At 66.4% G+C, this 16,446-nt stretch carries 16 protein-coding genes; 5 read left to right on the top strand and 11 right to left on the bottom strand.

Annotated elements, in window-relative coordinates; translation table 11 throughout:
• Positions 1 to 97: 97 nt before the first annotated feature.
• From cycA to G1E_RS19170, 11 genes are all read right to left on the bottom strand, one after another.
• On the bottom strand, positions 98 to 1,504 hold the full coding sequence (cycA, locus tag G1E_RS19220; RefSeq protein ID WP_009683281.1) for a D-serine/D-alanine/glycine transporter: 1,407 nt from the start codon (positions 1,502 to 1,504) through the stop codon (positions 98 to 100).
• A 374-nt stretch (positions 1,505 to 1,878) separates the two neighbouring features.
• Positions 1,879 to 3,246, bottom strand: a complete 1,368-nt coding sequence (locus G1E_RS19215; RefSeq protein ID WP_009683280.1) for a PepSY domain-containing protein — start codon at positions 3,244 to 3,246, stop codon at positions 1,879 to 1,881.
• Positions 3,247 to 3,303: 57 nt separating this feature from the next.
• A complete protein-coding gene (locus G1E_RS19210; protein ID WP_009683279.1) occupies positions 3,304 to 5,334 on the bottom strand; it encodes a TonB-dependent copper receptor in 2,031 nt (676 codons plus the stop codon).
• Positions 5,335 to 5,400: 66 nt separating this feature from the next.
• Positions 5,401 to 5,832 carry a DUF2946 domain-containing protein gene (locus G1E_RS19205; RefSeq protein WP_009683278.1) on the bottom strand — a complete coding sequence of 144 codons (432 nt, stop codon included), beginning with the start codon at positions 5,830 to 5,832 and terminating at the stop codon, positions 5,401 to 5,403.
• A 22-nt stretch (positions 5,833 to 5,854) separates the two neighbouring features.
• Positions 5,855 to 6,340: a copper chaperone PCu(A)C gene (locus G1E_RS19200; protein WP_009683277.1), complete on the bottom strand. Its 486-nt coding sequence runs from the start codon at positions 6,338 to 6,340 to the stop codon at positions 5,855 to 5,857.
• Positions 6,341 to 6,386: 46 nt separating this feature from the next.
• Positions 6,387 to 6,776 (bottom strand): DUF2946 domain-containing protein, encoded by a 390-nt coding sequence (locus G1E_RS19195; RefSeq protein ID WP_009683276.1) that lies wholly within the window; start codon positions 6,774 to 6,776, stop codon positions 6,387 to 6,389.
• 93 nt (positions 6,777 to 6,869) lie between these two features.
• On the bottom strand, positions 6,870 to 7,724 hold the full coding sequence (locus G1E_RS19190) for an SPFH domain-containing protein (RefSeq protein WP_009683275.1): 855 nt from the start codon (positions 7,722 to 7,724) through the stop codon (positions 6,870 to 6,872).
• A gap of 26 nt (positions 7,725 to 7,750) precedes the next feature.
• On the bottom strand, positions 7,751 to 8,188 hold the full coding sequence (locus G1E_RS19185) for an NfeD family protein (protein WP_009683274.1): 438 nt from the start codon (positions 8,186 to 8,188) through the stop codon (positions 7,751 to 7,753).
• 94 nt (positions 8,189 to 8,282) lie between these two features.
• Positions 8,283 to 9,005 (bottom strand): cobalt-precorrin-6A reductase, encoded by a 723-nt coding sequence (locus G1E_RS19180; RefSeq protein ID WP_009683273.1) that lies wholly within the window; start codon positions 9,003 to 9,005, stop codon positions 8,283 to 8,285.
• Positions 9,002 to 10,096 (bottom strand): cobalt-precorrin-5B (C(1))-methyltransferase, encoded by a 1,095-nt coding sequence (locus tag G1E_RS19175; RefSeq protein WP_009683272.1) that lies wholly within the window; start codon positions 10,094 to 10,096, stop codon positions 9,002 to 9,004. The genes G1E_RS19180 and G1E_RS19175 overlap by 4 nt, the downstream gene beginning before the upstream one ends.
• Entirely contained in the window at positions 10,089 to 11,300 is a 1,212-nt protein-coding gene (locus G1E_RS19170) for a bifunctional cobalt-precorrin-7 (C(5))-methyltransferase/cobalt-precorrin-6B (C(15))-methyltransferase (protein ID WP_009683271.1), read from the bottom strand. The genes G1E_RS19175 and G1E_RS19170 overlap by 8 nt, the downstream gene beginning before the upstream one ends.
• A gap of 143 nt (positions 11,301 to 11,443) precedes the next feature.
• Between G1E_RS19170 and cobG the strand changes: the two genes are divergently transcribed.
• The 5 genes from cobG to G1E_RS19145 all read left to right on the top strand — a co-directional run.
• Positions 11,444 to 12,775: a precorrin-3B synthase gene (gene cobG, locus G1E_RS19165; protein ID WP_033690488.1), complete on the top strand. Its 1,332-nt coding sequence runs from the start codon at positions 11,444 to 11,446 to the stop codon at positions 12,773 to 12,775.
• Complete coding sequence (locus tag G1E_RS19160) at positions 12,768 to 13,394, top strand: precorrin-8X methylmutase (protein WP_009683269.1); 627 nt, start codon at positions 12,768 to 12,770, stop codon at positions 13,392 to 13,394. Before cobG ends, G1E_RS19160 begins: the two co-directional genes overlap by 8 nt.
• On the top strand, positions 13,391 to 14,125 hold the full coding sequence (locus tag G1E_RS19155) for a precorrin-2 C(20)-methyltransferase (protein WP_033690487.1): 735 nt from the start codon (positions 13,391 to 13,393) through the stop codon (positions 14,123 to 14,125). The genes G1E_RS19160 and G1E_RS19155 overlap by 4 nt, the downstream gene beginning before the upstream one ends.
• Positions 14,113 to 15,831 (top strand): precorrin-3B C(17)-methyltransferase, encoded by a 1,719-nt coding sequence (cobJ, locus tag G1E_RS19150; RefSeq protein ID WP_047150020.1) that lies wholly within the window; start codon positions 14,113 to 14,115, stop codon positions 15,829 to 15,831. Before G1E_RS19155 ends, cobJ begins: the two co-directional genes overlap by 13 nt.
• Positions 15,832 to 15,923: 92 nt before the next feature.
• On the top strand, positions 15,924 to 16,446 hold a 523-nt coding region (locus tag G1E_RS19145; RefSeq protein WP_047150026.1), incomplete at its 3' end, for a hypothetical protein.

The following is a 16,446-nucleotide window of genomic DNA, read 5'->3' as shown; positions in this document are numbered from 1 at the left end:
CAGTGGTGCGAGGTGTTGGGGCGTTTGCGCGGGCCAGCATGGTGCTTGTGGGGGTTGCGTGCACAGGATTGGGGCTGCAACGCAGCCCCCAAGGTCATTAACCGTTGCGCACTGTGGAACGCGGCTGACGGCGGCTGCGCACGCCCTGGTAAGTGGATGCCAGCAACAGGAACCAGATCGGCGTTACCACCAGCGCCGAGCGGGTGTCGGCCTCCAGGCTCAGCAACACCAGGATGAAGGCAAAGAACACCAGGCACACGTAGCACATGAAGCGCCCGCCCGGCATCTTGTACTTCGACGCCTGGTGCAGCGCCGCCCGTTGCTTGCGGTACTTCAGGTACGACAGCAGGATCAGCGTCCAGACGAACATGAACAGCACCGCCGATACCGTGGTCACCAGGGTGAATGCCTCGACCACGTTCGGCACCAGGTAAATCAGCACCGCCCCCAGCAGCAGGCAGGTGCAGGAGAAGTACAGGCCGTTGGCAGGTACCGAGCGGCTGGACAGTTTCTCGAACGCCCTGGGCGCATCACCTTCCTGCGACAGGCCGTACAGCATGCGGCTGGTGGAGAACACGCCGCTGTTGGCCGACGAGGCGGCCGACGTCAGCACCACGAAATTGATGATGCTCGCCGCGGCCGGCAGGCCGGCCAGCACGAACAGCTCGACGAACGGGCTCTTGCCCGGTACCACGTCGCGCCACGGGGTCACCGCCATGATCGCGATCAGTGCCAGCACATAGAACACGATGATGCGTACCGGGATCGAGTTGATCGCCCGCGGCAGGGTGCGCTCGGGGTTTTTCGCTTCGGCAGCGGTGGTGCCGACCAGCTCGATGCCGACGAAGGCGAACACGGCGATCTGGAAGCCGGCGAAGAAGCCCATCACCCCGTTGGGGAACATGCCGCCGTCATTCCACAGGTTGGCCAGCTGCGCCGTGCGCCCGCTGGGCGAGGTGAAGCCGGTGATGACCATGTACAGGCCGGTGGCGACCAGGCCGAGGATGGCGACGATCTTGACCAGGGCGAACCAGAACTCCAGCTCACCGAACATTTTCACCGTTACCAGGTTCAGCGACAGCAGCAGCGCCACGCAAGTCAGCGCGGGTATCCACTGCGGCAGGTCGGGGAACCAGAACTGTGTATAGGCGGCGATGGCGACCACATCGGCGATGCCGGTGACCACCCAGCAGAACCAGTAGGTCCAGCCGGTGAAGTAGCCAGCCCAGGGCCCGAGCAGGTCGGCGGAAAAATCGATGAAAGACTTGTAGTTGAGGTTCGACAGCAGCAGCTCGCCCATGGCGCGCATGACGAAGAACAGCATGAAGCCGATGATCATGTAGACGAAGATGATCGATGGGCCGGCCAGGCTGATGGTCTTGCCCGAGCCCATGAACAGGCCGGTGCCGATCGCGCCGCCGATGGCGATGAGCTGGATATGGCGGTTGGTCAGGTTGCGCTGCAGATGCGGTTCATCTGGCGCTGTGGGTGAGGTTTGCGTCATAGGCAGCATTCCCTTGTAAAGGTCAGTCTTCTTGTCAGAGGTAGCCGGCTAGGCTAACACGGGCGTCCCAATTCGGGGCGTGACAGATCGACTCTGCATTTGGGTAGCAGTGTGATGCCTGTGCCGCCCTCTCTACAAAGCCAACGCAGTTCGTTGTAGGAGCAACGGTCTTTCCCAAAATTTGAAAAGCCTGCGCGATTCATTGTGGGAGCGGGCAAGCCCGCGAAGCAGGCGACGCGGTGTCTGGCACCGGCTGCGCCGGTGTTCGCGGGCACGCCCGCTCCCACAAGTGGAGCGGTGAATGGCAGCTTCTGCTCCTACTCGTGCTCTAGGCACCTACGGCATTCAGCTTGTCATTCACCGCTCATGCACAATTAGGCGCTGGCCAACACCCGGCGGCGCCTCACCACCAGGCTGTCCACCGCCCACATCACCACCATCGACACCCCCACCAGCGGGAACATCACCCCCAGCACCAGCATCACCGCCACCGCCGCCTTCCAGCGCGGCAGGTCATGGCGCAGCGGCGGTACGCCCAGGCCGCCCTCGGGCCGGCGTTTCCACCACATCACCAGCCCGCTCACCGAGCTCAGCAGGATCATCAGGCACACCAGCAGGATGATGACCTGGTTGACCACGCCAAACATCCTGCCTTCATGCAGCATCACCCCCAGTTCGGTGGCGCGGGCGACCGGGCTGTAGTCCTGCCAGCGCACGTCGGCCAACACCTTGCCGGTGTACTGGTCGACATGCAGGGTGGCGTCATTGCGCGGGTCATCGGCGAACACGGCGACGGTGAACACCCCATCGGCGGTGGTGGGCAGGGTAATGCTGTAGCCCGGCTCGACCTGCCGCGCGGTGGCGATGTCTTCGACCTGCTGCAGGCTTACCTGCGGCGCTGCCGGTTTGGCCGACATCATGTGGTGCCCGGCGTGTTCGGCATGCGCGCCAGACTGCGGCATGGGCGTATTTTCCATGGCCCACGGTACGGTCTGGCGGTGCGCGTCGTTCAGTTCGCCCGCCTGCTGGTCCGACTTGGGCACGTTGGTCCACATGGCCGCCGGGAAGCGGTTCCACAGCTCGGCGTACTGCTTGCCCCACAGGCCGGTCCAGGTCATGCCGCTGAGCAGCATCAACAGCAGCAAGGCCGAACCCCAGAACCCGGTTACCGCATGCAGGTCGCGCCACAGCAGGCGGCCACGTGCCGACAGCCGGGGCCACACTACCCCGGCGCCGGTGCGCCCGCGTGGCCACCACAGGTACAGGCCCGAGACCACCAGCACGATGCCCCAGCCGGCAGCCAGTTCCACCAGGCGGTCACCGACGGTGCCGACCATCAGTTCGCCATGCAGGGCACGGGCGATGGCCTGCAGGTTCAGCTTGCCGTCCTGTTCGCCGAGGACCTTGCCGCTGTAAGGGTCAACGAAGACGTTCAATTCCCGCCCGCCGTCATGCACCACGAACTGCGCGCTGCGCTCGGCATTCAACGGCGGCAGGTATTGGCCCACGTGGCCCTTGGGGTAGGCCTGGTGCACCTCGGCCAGCAACGTATCGGCGGCCTGGCGATGATGGCCGGCTTCGACCACCATCAGGTCGCGGTACAGCACTGGGTCGAGTTGCGGCTTGAACAGGTAGATGATCCCGGTGATGGCCAGCAGGATCATGAAGGGGGCCACGAACAGCCCCGCATAAAAGTGCCAACGCCAGGCCAGGTTATAGAAACTGATGCGTGTTCCTCTCATGGGAACCTCCTTTTGACCCGCAGATGGGCGCAACCGAAGCTGCGCCCGTGGTTAGTGTCAGAAGCTGAAATCGACCTTGGTCCAGAAGGTCCTGCCTGGCTCGTTGACCGGCTGTGGGTCGCTTGCCGGGTAGCCGAACCCGGCGTTGCCGGCCAGGTTCAGGTGCTCGGCGTATGCCTTGCCGAACAGGTTGTCGACCCCGGCGCTGAGCTTGAGGTTGGTGTTGACCTTGTAGGCGCCGTTGAGCGAGAACACGCCGAAGCCGGCGCTTTTTTCGTAGTCCTTGCCGACCACGTTGCCCTGGTTCTCGGCGATGCGGTTCTGCGCCGCCACCAGCCGCCACAGCGCACCGACGCTCCACACATCACGGCTGTAGGTCAGGCCCAGGCGGCTTTCCAGCGGGGGCATCTGTGGCAGCGCCTTGCCGTCACTGCTGTTCTTGCCCCACGCGTACGCCAGGCTGGCATCGGCCTTCCAGTGCTCGGTCAGCTGGTAGGCCGCGCCCAGTTCGCCACCCATGATACGCGCATCGACATTCTGGGCCTGCGAGGTGCTCATGCCCATCATGCCGGGGCGGTAGTCGAACAGGATGTAGTCACGGATCTGCCCGACATAACCCGAGGCCCAGGCTTCCAGGCGTTCGCTACGGTACTGGATGCCGAAGTCCAGCTGGGTGGTCTTCTCGGGCTTGATGCCGTCGAAAGCGTTGGCCGCACCGGGCGGTGCCAGCTTGGGCGAAAACAGCTCCCAGTAGTCGGGGAAGCGCTGGGCATGGCCCAGGCCAATGTAAGTGGTGGCCGGCAGGCCTGCCAGGTCATGTTCGTAGCGCACGAAGCCGCTGGGCAGGGTGGCCGCGCGGGTGTCGCCCTGGGTGGCGCTGCCTTGGCGGAAGTCGCGGGCCGAGGCGCGGTCCAGGCGGGCACCGCTGACCAGGCGGTCCTCACCCGTGGCGTACCAGGTCAGTTCGCTGAAGGCACCGTAGTTGTGGAAGTCGGCGTCCTTGGTCCAGGCCTGGCCCTTGTGCGCGTCCACGCCCATGCCGCCACGCTGGCGGTGCTCGTTGGTTTGCGCATCGAGGCCGCTGATCAGTTGCACGTCGGCCCAGCGCCAGGTGGCCTTGATGCGTGCGCCCAGGGTGCGGCGGTCTACGTTGCTGACCATGGGCATGCCCATCATGCCGCTGCCCGAGGGCGTGCGCAGGCTGTAGTTGTCCATCACGTGGTCGGCGTAGTTGTAGTAGACCTGCGCTTCAAGCGCGTCCAGCACCTCGCCGAGGTTGGACTTTTCAAAGCGCAGGCCCAGGCTTTCGCGCTTGAACTGCGAGCCGTCCATGCCACGCCCGGCGTAGCGGGCTTCGCCATCGCCCTTACCGGCGGTCAGCTCCAGCAGGGTGTCCTGGTCGGGCGTCCAGCCCAGGGCGACATCGCCGTTCCACTTGTCCCAGCGTGACGGCACGGTGTCGTTGTTACCGTCGTGATAGTCGTCCGAGCGCGACTGGTTGCCGACGAACCGTGCATAGGCCTGGCTGTTTCCGGCAGCGGCATCCAGCACTTTGTCGAAACGGCCGTTGGAGCCGGCCAGCAGGCTGGCATTGACCCGGCTGCCGAGGCTGCCGAACTGCTCGGGTTCGCGTTCGAACAGTATCGTGCCCGCCGAACCGCCTGGCCCCCAGATCACGCTCTGCGGGCCCTTGATAACGGTCAGCCGGTCATAGGTTTCGGGGGAAATGTAGGAGGTCGGCGCGTCCATGCGGTTGGGGCAGGCGCCGAGCATCAGCCCGCCATTGGTGAGGATGTTCAGGCGTGAGCCGAACATGCCGCGCAGGACCGGGTCGCCGTTGGTACCGCCGGCGCGGATCGCCGAGAAACCGGGAATGGTTTTCAGGTAGTCGGCGCCATCGCTGGCCGGCACCGGCTGGCGTGGGTCTTTCGGGTTGGTGACCACGGTCAACGGCGAACTCGGTGCCACGGCGGTGACGACCGTCGGGCTCAGCTCGGCGGCCAGGGCTACCGGCGCAAGCAGCGAGCCGCACAGTGCGGCGATGGTCCCACGCAGGGACAAGGCAAAAACAGGGGTGCAGCCAGACATAATGATTCCAGTCGATCAGTCATGAGGTAGCGCGAAGCCCGCGGGCTTCGTGCACAAAACGTCGGTTCAGGTGCTGATCGAGGAAGGCGGTGCACGGCTGCGCGCACCGGGGAATACAGCCTGCCGGGCATGGCCCTGGTGCGTGGGTGCAATCAGGTGGCTGGTGGGGACGACGCTGCCGGCGCTGAGTGGGCTAAGGGCCTGGGGCAGGGCCGGGCAGTTGAACAACAGGCTGCAGTAGCCGCACTTTTCCCACATCACATGCAGCTGGCCGTCGCTGCCGTGGCCGTGATGGCTGTCGCCAGCGTGCTGATGGGCAGCCGGCATGGGCATGTCCATCGGCATGGCCATGCCGGCGTGATGGTTCATCGGCATCGCCTGGGAAATCAGCGGGCCGATGAAGATCATCCACATGGCGAACAGGCTCAGCCATCCGCCACCGGCGCGCCTGCGGTCAGGGCGGGTGGTACGGCGCATGCGGGGGTAGGGCAGGCTCATGGCCAGCGCCTGTCAGCTGCGGTCAGTGTGCGTGTTCGTGCGCTTGCGGCTGGTTCGCTGGCGCTTGCTTCTGCACGGCCACTTCGACGGTGACATCGCCGGCCTTCTCGAAGTGCAAGGTCAACGGGAAGCGCTTGCCATCGACCAGCAGGCTGCGATCCTTGGGCTGCATCAGCATCACGTGGTAGGCACTGGGGGCGAAGGTCAGGTCCTTGCCGGCGGGCACCACCACGCTGGGTACCTGTTGCATTTTCATGGCGCCGTTGGCGCTCATGGCATGTTCGTGCAGTTGCGCATCATCGCTGATCGGGCTGTCGACGCTGAGCAGGCGGTCGTCGGCCTGGCCGTTGTTGTGCACCACGAAATACGCCGCCACGTTGGGCGCATTGGGTGGCAACTGCAGCGACCAGGGGTGGGCAATGTGCAGGTCACCCACGCTGTATTCGTGGGCATTGGCGAAAGCGCCAGGCAGCATCAGGGCGGCCAGGACGAGGGCGTGCTTGAGCATGGTGAATCTCCGTTCTGTTTCAGGTTCAGGCAGACAACGACGGAACTCAGGCCAGCGGAGAGGCACGAGGGTTTAACGCAGGCCAGAGCTGGCGCGGCGTGGGTTGGTAGTCAGCCGGTGGCGGCAACAGCCCGGCGAACAGTGTCGGCGGGTTGTGCAATTGCGGCGGGTATGCGGGCAGGGCCAACAGCGGCGCGGCGCCAGAGCAGCACCAGCAGTTCATCAAGGCGGCGCTGTCGTCGCTTTGCGGGCCCAGGTCGATCTTGGCCAGTGCCTGGACATCGACCTTGGCCTTCTTGGCCATGCTGGAACAGAAGGCCCCCCACAGCAGCTGCTCGGCCGGGCCCTTGGGCGCGGCAGAGGACAGCGGCATGGCCAGCAGGTTGAACAGCACTGCAAGGCAGGCTATCCAGGCGATGTGCCGACGTGGGGGCATGGAGAGATCCGGTCAGGAATCGTGGTGGGTATTGTAAGGCGGAGTATAGGTAAATACGCGGGGTGCGGTGAAGTGACGCAGCGCGTGGTGCTATCAAGCCTTGCCACGCCCCATCAGCCCACGCACGGTTTCCTGCAGGTCCGCCGGCAACACCACCACCTTGGCATTGTTGCTCCCGGCCAGGTTTTCCATCGCCCCGACATAGCGCTCACCCAGCAGGTACATGGCCGGCACGGTTTCGTTGCCCACGGCTTCCTTGACCAACGAAATAGCCCGGGCCGAAGCCTCGGCCAGGCTGATTTGCGCCTCGGCATCCAGCCTGGCGGCTTGCAGGCGCGCTTCGGCTTCCAGGATGGCCGCCTGCTTGGCGCCTTCGGCACGGGTCACGTCGGCCTTGCGCTCCCGTTCGGCGGCAGCCTGGCGCTCCATGGCCAGTTGCATGTTTTCCGAGGGCTTGATGTCCTGGATTTCCACCGAACGCACGGTCACGCCCCAGTCTTCGGTCTGCTCGGACATCGCCTCGCGCAGGCGTGCCTTGATCTGCTCGCGGCTGGACAGCGCTTCGTCCAGGTCCATGGCACCGACGATCGCGCGCAGCGAGGTCATGGTCAGGCTGGTGACGGCGAAGGAGAAGTTCTGTACGCCATACGAGGCTTTCTGCGGGTCGACCACCTTGGCGAAGCACAGGGCATTGGCGACGATCACCGCGTTGTCCTTGGTGATGATTTCCTGCTCCTGCACATCGAGGATGATGTCCTTGGTGGGCAGGCGGTAGGCGACCACGTCCATGTACGGGATGACGATGTTCAGGCCGGGCTTGAGGGTGCTGTGGTAGCGGCCCAGGCGCTCGACGATCCATTCCTCGCCCTGGGGCACGATGCGAACCCCCTTGAACACGGTGATCAGAACGAACAGCGCGATGGCGCCAACGACGATGAGGCTGGTCATGATGCAAAATTCCTTTTTGTGCGGTTTCAGGCCCGGATGACGCGGGCGGTATTGCCCTCGATGGCGGTCAGGCGCACCCGCTCGCCGGCGGCGATTTCGCTGTCGGCGATGCAGGTCCATTCTTCATTGCCGAGGATCGGCTTCTGGAAGCGCACGCGGCCCTTGTGGAACTCCGACACCGCGGCGGTCAGCAGGCCCACTTCGCCGATCACGCTGTCGGCGGTCCAGCGCACATCCGGCTGCTTGCGCCGGAACAGCTTGAACCACAGCGCGGTGGTGGCCGATGACAGCACTACCCACAGCAGTACCTGCATGTCCAGGGCCAGGGTGGGCGCGGCCAGGGCAACCAGCGCGACCAGCACGGCACCGATGCCGAACCAGAGGATGAAGAATGTCGGCAGGACCAGTTCCAGCAGGATCAGCCCGATGCCGAACAGCAGCCAGATCCACCATTGCATTTCCATATGGGTTGCGCCTTCCAGGGGGAGGTGCTGAGTGTAAGGCAGCGGGGCGCTACTGGGCCACTTGCAGGGCGTACGGAAAAATCTGAAAAAGCTGTCAGTGCAGGCCCAGCGCGGCCAGCAGCGCCAACGGCGTGTCGAATGCACGACCCACCGCTGGCAACGCCGGGCGTTTCAGGACCAGCACCGGCACCCCCAGCTCACGCGCCACTTCCAGTTTGGGTTCGGTCGCCACGCTGCCGCTGTTCTTGCTGATCAACACGTCGATGCTGCGCCGCTGGAACAATGCCCGTTCATCCTCGAGAACAAACGGCCCGCGCGCACCGATCACCTCGCAGCGCTCATTGCCGGGGCAGGCCTCCAATGCCCGCAAGGTCCAGAACTGCTGTGGCGGAATTTCGTCCAGGTGCTGCAGCGGCTCACGGCCCAGCGTGAACAGCGGCCGGCGAAACGGCTGCAGTGCTGCGATCAAGTGCGCCCAGTCTGCCACTTCGCGCCAGTCATCCCCCTTTTGCGCCTGCCAGGCCGGGCGGCGCAGGGCCCAACAGGGGATGCCGGCGCTGCGTGCGGCCTGGGCGGCATTGCCGCTGATCTGTGCTGCATAGGGGTGGGTGGCGTCGATCAGCAGGGTAATGCCCGACTCGCGCAGGTAGCGCGCCAGGCCTTCGGCGCCACCGAAGCCACCGACCCGCACCTGGCATTGCAGGTCCTGGGGCACACGGCCGATACCGGCCAGGCTGTAGACATGCTGCGGGCCGAGGCGGCGGGCGATGGCCAGGGCCTCGGTGATGCCACCCAGCAGCAGGATACGGGCGGTCATGCCACGCCAGCCTTGCCGACAATGCCGCCCTGGCGGTCGATGGCGAACACTTCCACCTGCACTGCCGCCGGCACCACGCTGCGGGCAAACGCCAGGGCATGGGCGCACACCGCATCACCCAGCGCGATACCGGCCGCATGCGCCAGTGCGAGAGCCTGCTGGCTGGTATTGGCGTCGATGATCGCGGCTTGCAGGGCTGTGTCAGCACCGATCGCCGCTGCCCAGCCGGCCAGCTGCGGCAGGTCGATGCTGGAATGGCGGCTGTGCAGGTCCATGTGCCCGGCAGCCAGCTTGCTGATCTTGCCAAAGCCGCCGCACAAGGTCAGGCGCGGCACCGGCACCTTGCGCAGGTGCTTGAGCACCGCGCCGACGAAGTCGCCCATTTCGATCAGGGCGATTTCCGGCAGGCCGTAGACACGGCGCATGGTGTCTTCACTGGCGTTGCCGGTGCAGGCGGCGATGTGGGTGTAGCCGTTGGTGTGAGCCACGTCGATGCCCTGGTGGATCGACGCTATATAGGCGGCGCAGGAGAATGGCCGCACGATACCGCTGGTGCCGAGGATCGATAGGCCGCCGAGGATGCCCAGGCGCGGATTCATGGTCTTTAGCGCCAGCTGTTCACCGCCCTGCACGTTGACCGTGACCTCGAAGCCGCCAGGGTGGCCACACTCATCGGCCAGGCGCTGCAGGTGCTCGCTGATCATGCGCCGGGGCACCGGGTTGATGGCAGGTTCACCGACCGCCAGCACCAGCCCCGGGCGGGTCACGGTGCCGACGCCGCTGCCAGCGACAAAACGCACGCCCGGGTCGCCCAGCAGGCGCACCCGGGTGTACAGCAGCGCACCATGAGTCGCGTCGGGATCATCGCCGGCATCCTTGACCGTCCCGGCTTCGGCGCATTCGCCCACCAGGCGACAGAATTCCAGGCGCATCTGCACCACCTTGCCTTTGGGCAGGGTGATAGCCACGGCGTCGTCACGCTGCCCGGTGAGCAACAGCTTGGCTGCCGCCAGGCTGGTGGCGGTGGCGCAACTGCCGGTGGTCAGGCCGCTGCGCAGTGGGGCGGGCTGTTCGCGGGTTTCTTCACGCATCGACGGGTTTCTGCACTTCCAGCAGGGTGATCGGCAGCGCCTGGCGCCAGGTGTCGAACGCGCCCAGTGGCTGGGCATGGGCGACATGCACGCGGGTCAGTTCGCCGCCGTGCTGTTGGCGAAAATGCGCCAAGGCCAGTTCGCTTTGCAGGGTCACCGCATTGGCCACCAGGCGCCCGCCAGGGCGCAGGCTGGCCCAGCACAGGTCGAGCACCCCTTCGCGGGTGACGCCGCCGCCGATGAAAATGGCATCGGGCGGCTCCAGCCCATGCAACGCTGCCGGCGCCTTGCCGCGAACCAGCTGCAGGCCGGGAACACCCAGCGCATCGCGGTTATGTTCGATGAAGCCCTGGCGGCCTTCGTCGGCCTCGATGGCCAGGGCGCGGCAGGCCGGGTGGGCGCGCATCCATTCGATACCGATCGAGCCGCAGCCAGCACCCACGTCCCACAGCAGTTCGCCTGGCTGCGGCGCCAGGCGCGCCAGGGTCATGGCGCGGACATCGCGCTTGGTCAGCTGGCCGTCGTGGCGAAAGGCGCTGTCGGGCAGCCCGGCCAGGCGATGGTGACGGGGGGCGTGGGGCGTGGCCTGGCAGTCGATGGCCACCAGGTTGAGCGCAGCGATATCGGTGTGCGGCCAGTCCTGGGCAGTGCCGACCAGCGTGCGTTCGGCTTCGCCACCGAGGTGCTCGAACACCTGCACGCGGCTGGGCCCGAAGCCACGTTCGCAGAGCAGTGCAGCAATGGCCGCCGGGCTGTCGCCATCGTTGCTCAGCACCAGCAGGCGCAGGCCGCTGTACAGGTGGGCGTTGAGGGCAGCCAGCGGCCGCGCCACCAGTGACACCACGTGCAGGTCCTGCACTGGCCAGCCCAGGCGGGCCGCTGCCAGGGCGCAGGAGGAGGGCATCGACAGCACGCGCATTTCGGCCGCGGGCACCAGGCGCGCCAGGCTGGCCCCGACGCCGTAGAACATGGGGTCGCCGCTGGCCAGCACGCACACCGGCTCGCCACGCAGGGCCAGTACCGGGTTCAGCGAGAATGGGCTGGGCCAGGGCAGTTGTTCAGCGCGCGTGCAGTGCGGCAGCAGGGCCAGCTGGCGGGGGCTGCCGACAATCTTCGTGGCGCCCAGCAGGGCGCGCCGGGCTTGTTTGCCCAAGCCAGGGAAGCCGTCTTCGCCGATGCCTACTACTGTCAGCCAGGGTGTCATTCATACCTCTTAAAGATTCTGGGGCGCACAGCGCCCCAGAATTTCTGCTCAAACCCGAATGATGCTCGACCACCGGCTTTTCATGCCGCCGGCCAAAGCAGGCATAATACCGCGCCTTCTACACTCAAGCGCACTTTCACAGATTGCCGGATACTCCATTGACCCAGGCCGATGCCCCCGCTGTTACCCCACGTCCCTCGGCTTGCCCGGGGTTGTGGCGCATCGTCAGTGCCCGCGATGGCGGTATCTGCCGGATCAAACTACCGGGCGGCCTGCTGCTGGCCGACCAGGCCGATGCAGTAGCCGCCGCTGCCGAGCGTTTCGCCGGCGGCGTGATCGAGGCCACCAACCGCGGCAACCTGCAGATCCGCGGCATCGGCAATGCACACCACGCCCTGGTCGAGACCTTGCTCGCGGCAGGCCTGGGCCCGCGCGATGCGGCCGGCGACGATGTACGTAACCTGATGCTCAGCCCGCTGGCCGGGCATGATCCGGCCATGCTGCTGGATGCACGGCCCCTGGCCGGGCAGATTCTAGACCTGCTCGAAAGCACCCCGCGCTTCCACCAGTTGTCAGCCAAGTTCGCCGTGCAACTCGATGCCGGCGAAGCCCTGGCCATGCTCGAACACCCTCACGACCTGTGGTTGTCGGCCTTGCGCCTGGGCCAGCAAACCTGGCTGGCGTTCGGCCTGGCGGGTTGCCCGGCAGATGGCCAAGTGCTGGGTGCGGTGCCGCTGGCCGATGGCCTGGCCTTGGTGCGTGCCGTGCTCGACCGTTTCCTCGACCTGGCCAGCCCCGCGCATTCGCGCATGCGCCAGCTGCTGGAAGCCTACCCGGCCGGCGAGTTTGTCGAAGGCCTGCCTCTGGATATCCGCCGCGACGCTGCCGTGCTCGGCTGGCGCCGGCACCAGCCTGCTCCCGTGTGGTTGGGCAAGCTGCCCCAGGCCCGCGGCCTGGCCCTTGGCGTTGCCCCGGCGCAGGGCCGCCTGACCCCGGCCATGCTGCGCGGCGTCGCCCAGGTCTGCCGTGAGCTGGGCGACGGCAGCCTGCGCCTGAGCCCATGGCAAAGCCTGGTGCTGACCAACCTGCCGGCGCAGCACATCGAGCAGGCCCAGGCTGGGTTGTCTGCCCTGGGCCTGCTTTGCCACGTGGATGAGCCGCTGGCACGTATCAGCGCCTGCACCGGCAGCAGCGGCTGCGCCAAGGCCCTGGGCGAGACCAAGGGCGATGCCGTGGCCCTGGCCGCGCTGCTCGGCCCTGGCGCCCCGGGCAGCGTGCACTTGTCTGGCTGCCCCCGTTCCTGCGCCGTGGCCCACGTTGCCCCGGCCACCCTGTTGGCCCGTTCACCGGGCCGTTATGACCTGTACCTGCGTGACGCGTGCCAGCCAGGCTTTGGCGCCCTGCGCGGCACCGACCTTACCTTGAATGAAGCAGGCGCCATGCTCGACCTGCCGACGGAGCACCTTGATGATTGACTACATCCGCGATGGTCAGGAGATCTATCGCAATTCCTTCCGGATCATCCGCGAGGAAGCCCGGCTCGAGCGGATCCCCGCAGACCTCGAAAAGCTCGCCGTGCGGGTGATCCACGCCTGTGGCATGGTCGAGGCCATCGATGGCCTGCAGTTCTCTGCAGGCGCTGGCCATGCCGGGCGCGAAGCGCTGCGCAACGGCGCACCGATCCTGTGCGATGCGCACATGGTCGCCGAGGGCATCACCAGGGCCCGCCTGCCAGCCGACAACCAGGTCATCTGCACCCTGCGTGACCCCAGCGTGCCTGGCCTGGCCAAAGAGGCCGGCAACACCCGCTCGGCCGTGGCCCTGGAGTTGTGGCGCCCGCACCTGGAGGGCAGCGTGGTGGTCATCGGCAACGCCCCCACCGCCCTGTTCTACCTGCTGGAAATGCTCGACGCCGGTGCGCCCAAGCCGGCGCTGATCCTCGGCTTCCCGGTCGGCTTCGTCGGTGCTGCCGAGTCCAAGGCGATGCTCGCTGCCGACAGCCGCGGCGTGCCGTTCGTGATCATGCAAGGCCGCCTGGGCGGCAGCGCAATGGCCGCTGCCGCGGTCAACGCCCTGGCCACGGAGGTGGAATGATGGCGCCGCGTGGACGACTGCTGGGCCTGGGCGTAGGCCCCGGCGACCCCGAGCTGATCACCGTCAAGGCCCTGCGCCTGCTGCGCGAGGCCCCGGTGGTCGGCTACTTCGTGGCCAAGGGCAAGCGCGGCAATGCCTTCGGCATCATCGAGGCGCACCTGCAGCCTGCCCAGACCCTGCTGCCGCTGGTCTACCCGGTGACCACCGAAGCCCTGCCGGCGCCTTTGTCCTATGAACAGGTCATCAGCGACTTCTACGACGAAGCCAGCGTGCAAGTGGCCGAGCACCTGGATGCCGGTCGGGACGTGGCGGTGATCTGCGAAGGCGACCCGTTTTTCTACGGCTCGTACATGTACCTGCACGACCGCCTGGCACAGCGTTATGAGGCCGAGGTGATTCCTGGCGTGTGCTCCATGCTGGGGGGCGCTTCGGTGCTGGGCGCGCCCTTGGTGTACCGCAACCAGAGTTTGTCCGTGCTGTCGGGGGTGTTGCCGGCCGATGAGCTGAAGCGCCGCCTGGCCGACGCCGATGCGGCGGTGATCATGAAGCTTGGCCGCAACTTCCCCAAGGTCCGCGACGTGCTGGCCGAGCTTGGCCTGGACGGGCGCGCGCTGTACGTGGAACGGGCGACCATGGCCAACCAGAAAATCGTGCCGCTGGACCAGGTCGACCCGCTGTCGTCGCCGTACTTTTCGCTGATCATCGTGCCGGGGGAAAAATGGCAGGGCTGACCTTGAACCCGGCACCGGCCATCGTCATTCTCGGGCCGGGCAGCCTGTTGACGGCACAGCGCATCCAGCAGCGTTATCCACAGGCTTTGATCCATGGCCTGCAGGGCCGCGTGGAGGGCGCCGACTGCTACTACAGTGCCTTTGGCGACACCCTGCGGGCGCTGTACCAGCAAGCCACCCCGATCATTGCGCTGTGCGCAGCCGGTATCGTCATTCGCAGCCTGGCGCCCCTGCTCAGCGAGAAGGGCAGCGAACCGCCGGTGCTGGCCGTGGCTGAAGATGGCAGTGCGGTGGTGCCATTGCTCGGTGGCCTGGGCGGGGTGAACGTGATGGCGCGGGAAATCGGCGCGGCGCTGGGTGTTGCCGCCGCCATCACGACCAGCGGCGAACTGCGTTTCGGCACCTGCCTGCTGAACCCGCCGCAAGGCTATGCCCTGGCTGATGTCGAGCAAGGCAAGCGCTTTGTTTCCGACCTGCTGGCTGGCGAGTCGGTGCGGGTCGAGGGGCATGCGCCCTGGTTGCAGCAGGCGCAATTGCCCGCCAGCGAGGTGGCCCGGCGCACCATTCATGTGGGGCACCTGGCGCGCCCGGCCAGCCGCGACGAGCTGCTGATCCACCCGCGCTCGGTGGTGGTGGGGGTTGCAGGCGGCGCGCTGCACACTATCCGTGCTGCCTTGCAGCAGGCCGGCATCGCCGAGCCAGCTGTGGCCTGTGTGTTGGCGGGCGAGCACGCCATGGCCGACACCACCCTGCACGAAGCGGCGCAGGCTTTGGGGGTTGCCCTGCGCTTCGCGGCCCAGCCAGGCGATGTTGCCAGCATGCTGGCGGCGGCATTGCCCGGTGCCCAACTGATCGGGCAGGGCGACGTGGTCATCGCGGTGGCACCCGCCCCGGTCGAGGTGGAGCGGCTGGGGCGCCGCCGCGGCCGCTTGGGCCGCCGCCGCGGCCGTTTGGCCGTTATCGGCCTGGGGCCGGGCGCTGCCGAGCTGATGGTGCCAGCGGTCAAGGCGGAATTGGCCCGGGCGCAGGACGTGCTTGGCTATGAAACCTATGTGCGCATGGCCGGGCCGTTCCGTAGCGACCAGGTGCTGCACTGCACCGACAACCGCGAAGAGATGCAACGCGCCAGGCATGCCTTCGAGCTGGCGGCCCAAGGCCGTTCGGTGGTGGTGGTGTCGTCGGGCGACCCGGGGGTGTTCGCCATGGCGGCGGCAGTGCTCGAAGCGCTGCACGCGTCGACCGACCCGGCGTGGCACCGGGTCGACCTGGAGATCCTGCCGGGGGTATCCGCCTCGCTGGCGACCGCTGCCCAGGCAGGTGCACCGCTGGGCCATGACTTCTGCGTGATGTCGCTGTCGGACAACCTCAAACCCTGGTCGATCATCGAGAAGCGCCTGGACCTGGCCGCCCAGGCTGACCTGGTATTGGCATTCTACAACCCGATTTCCCGCTCGAGGCCGCATCAGCTCGGCGTGGCGCTCGAGGTGGTTCGGCGGCACCGTGCTGGCAACACGCCTGTAGTCCTGGGGCGTGATATCGGTAGGCCAGGGCAGACGCTCAAGGTAGTCACATTGGCCGAGCTGCTGCCAGAAATGGTCGACATGCGCACCATGGTGCTGGTGGGCTCCTCCACAACCTGCGTGTTTCCTCGCCTCACGGGTGGGGTGTGGGCCTACACGCCACGTTGGTACCCTTCGGCCAGCTAGCTACCGCGGAAACCCTTCAGCGCGCTGTCTTGCGAGCACGCTGGCTAAGGTGGCTGCCCCTGATTCAGGGGTAACCACCAAGGAGTTTCCCGATGTCTGAAACACAAGCCACTACCCGCGACGCCGCCGTCCTGGTCGAAGGCAACCTGCTTGCCTGTGGCGCGGGTATGTCCGTGCAAAGCCGCCATGACTGCAAGAATGCATACCACTTTGCCACCTTGGTGGCGGACAAAGCCTTCGATGCCGAAAAGCAGAGCAGGGAGTGGTATGACAAGCTCATCGATGTGATGCGTGACCTGGGCTTCACCATCCCCAAGCGCAGCTTCGAGCAGGAAACATCGGCTGAGCTGTCGGTCACCGTCGGCGCCATTGCTGTACGTGCTATAGCCGTTGCCGGCAACGCAATGTTGGGCGGCACCCAACTGGGCAGCCTGGCCAAAAAGGCCTTCGACAAGATGGCCACCGTCGAGAGCGACGCCAAAGTGCTCGACCACAAGCGCAAGAACAAGTCCCGGGGCATGGTCGGCCTGGCTGCGTGCATCGAGACCGAGCAAGGTGATGTGGTCATGGTGATCAGTTGCATCCAGGCGTCTGCCCCGCAGCTGGACGACGACG

The sequence above is a fragment of the Pseudomonas sp. TJI-51 genome, assembly GCF_000190455.2.
GTDB lineage: Bacteria > Pseudomonadota > Gammaproteobacteria > Pseudomonadales > Pseudomonadaceae > Aquipseudomonas > Aquipseudomonas juntendi.
Note: the sequence above shows the minus strand (reverse complement) of the source record. Positions and strands in the feature narration are given on the sequence as shown.

Coding starts and splice junctions, on each gene's coding strand:
- cycA (WP_009683281.1), bottom strand. CDS start 1,504: ATGACGCAAACCTCACCCACAGCGCCAGATGAACCGCATCTGCAGCGC.
- G1E_RS19215 (WP_009683280.1), bottom strand. CDS start 3,246: ATGAGAGGAACACGCATCAGTTTCTATAACCTGGCCTGGCGTTGGCAC.
- G1E_RS19210 (WP_009683279.1), bottom strand. CDS start 5,334: ATGTCTGGCTGCACCCCTGTTTTTGCCTTGTCCCTGCGTGGGACCATC.
- G1E_RS19205 (WP_009683278.1), bottom strand. CDS start 5,832: ATGAGCCTGCCCTACCCCCGCATGCGCCGTACCACCCGCCCTGACCGC.
- G1E_RS19200 (WP_009683277.1), bottom strand. CDS start 6,340: ATGCTCAAGCACGCCCTCGTCCTGGCCGCCCTGATGCTGCCTGGCGCT.
- G1E_RS19195 (WP_009683276.1), bottom strand. CDS start 6,776: ATGCCCCCACGTCGGCACATCGCCTGGATAGCCTGCCTTGCAGTGCTG.
- G1E_RS19190 (WP_009683275.1), bottom strand. CDS start 7,724: ATGACCAGCCTCATCGTCGTTGGCGCCATCGCGCTGTTCGTTCTGATC.
- G1E_RS19185 (WP_009683274.1), bottom strand. CDS start 8,188: ATGGAAATGCAATGGTGGATCTGGCTGCTGTTCGGCATCGGGCTGATC.
- G1E_RS19180 (WP_009683273.1), bottom strand. CDS start 9,005: ATGACCGCCCGTATCCTGCTGCTGGGTGGCATCACCGAGGCCCTGGCC.
- G1E_RS19175 (WP_009683272.1), bottom strand. CDS start 10,096: ATGCGTGAAGAAACCCGCGAACAGCCCGCCCCACTGCGCAGCGGCCTG.
- G1E_RS19170 (WP_009683271.1), bottom strand. CDS start 11,300: ATGACACCCTGGCTGACAGTAGTAGGCATCGGCGAAGACGGCTTCCCT.
- G1E_RS19160 (WP_009683269.1), top strand. CDS start 12,768: ATGATTGACTACATCCGCGATGGTCAGGAGATCTATCGCAATTCCTTC.
- G1E_RS19155 (WP_033690487.1), top strand. CDS start 13,391: ATGATGGCGCCGCGTGGACGACTGCTGGGCCTGGGCGTAGGCCCCGGC.
- cobJ (WP_047150020.1), top strand. CDS start 14,113: ATGGCAGGGCTGACCTTGAACCCGGCACCGGCCATCGTCATTCTCGGG.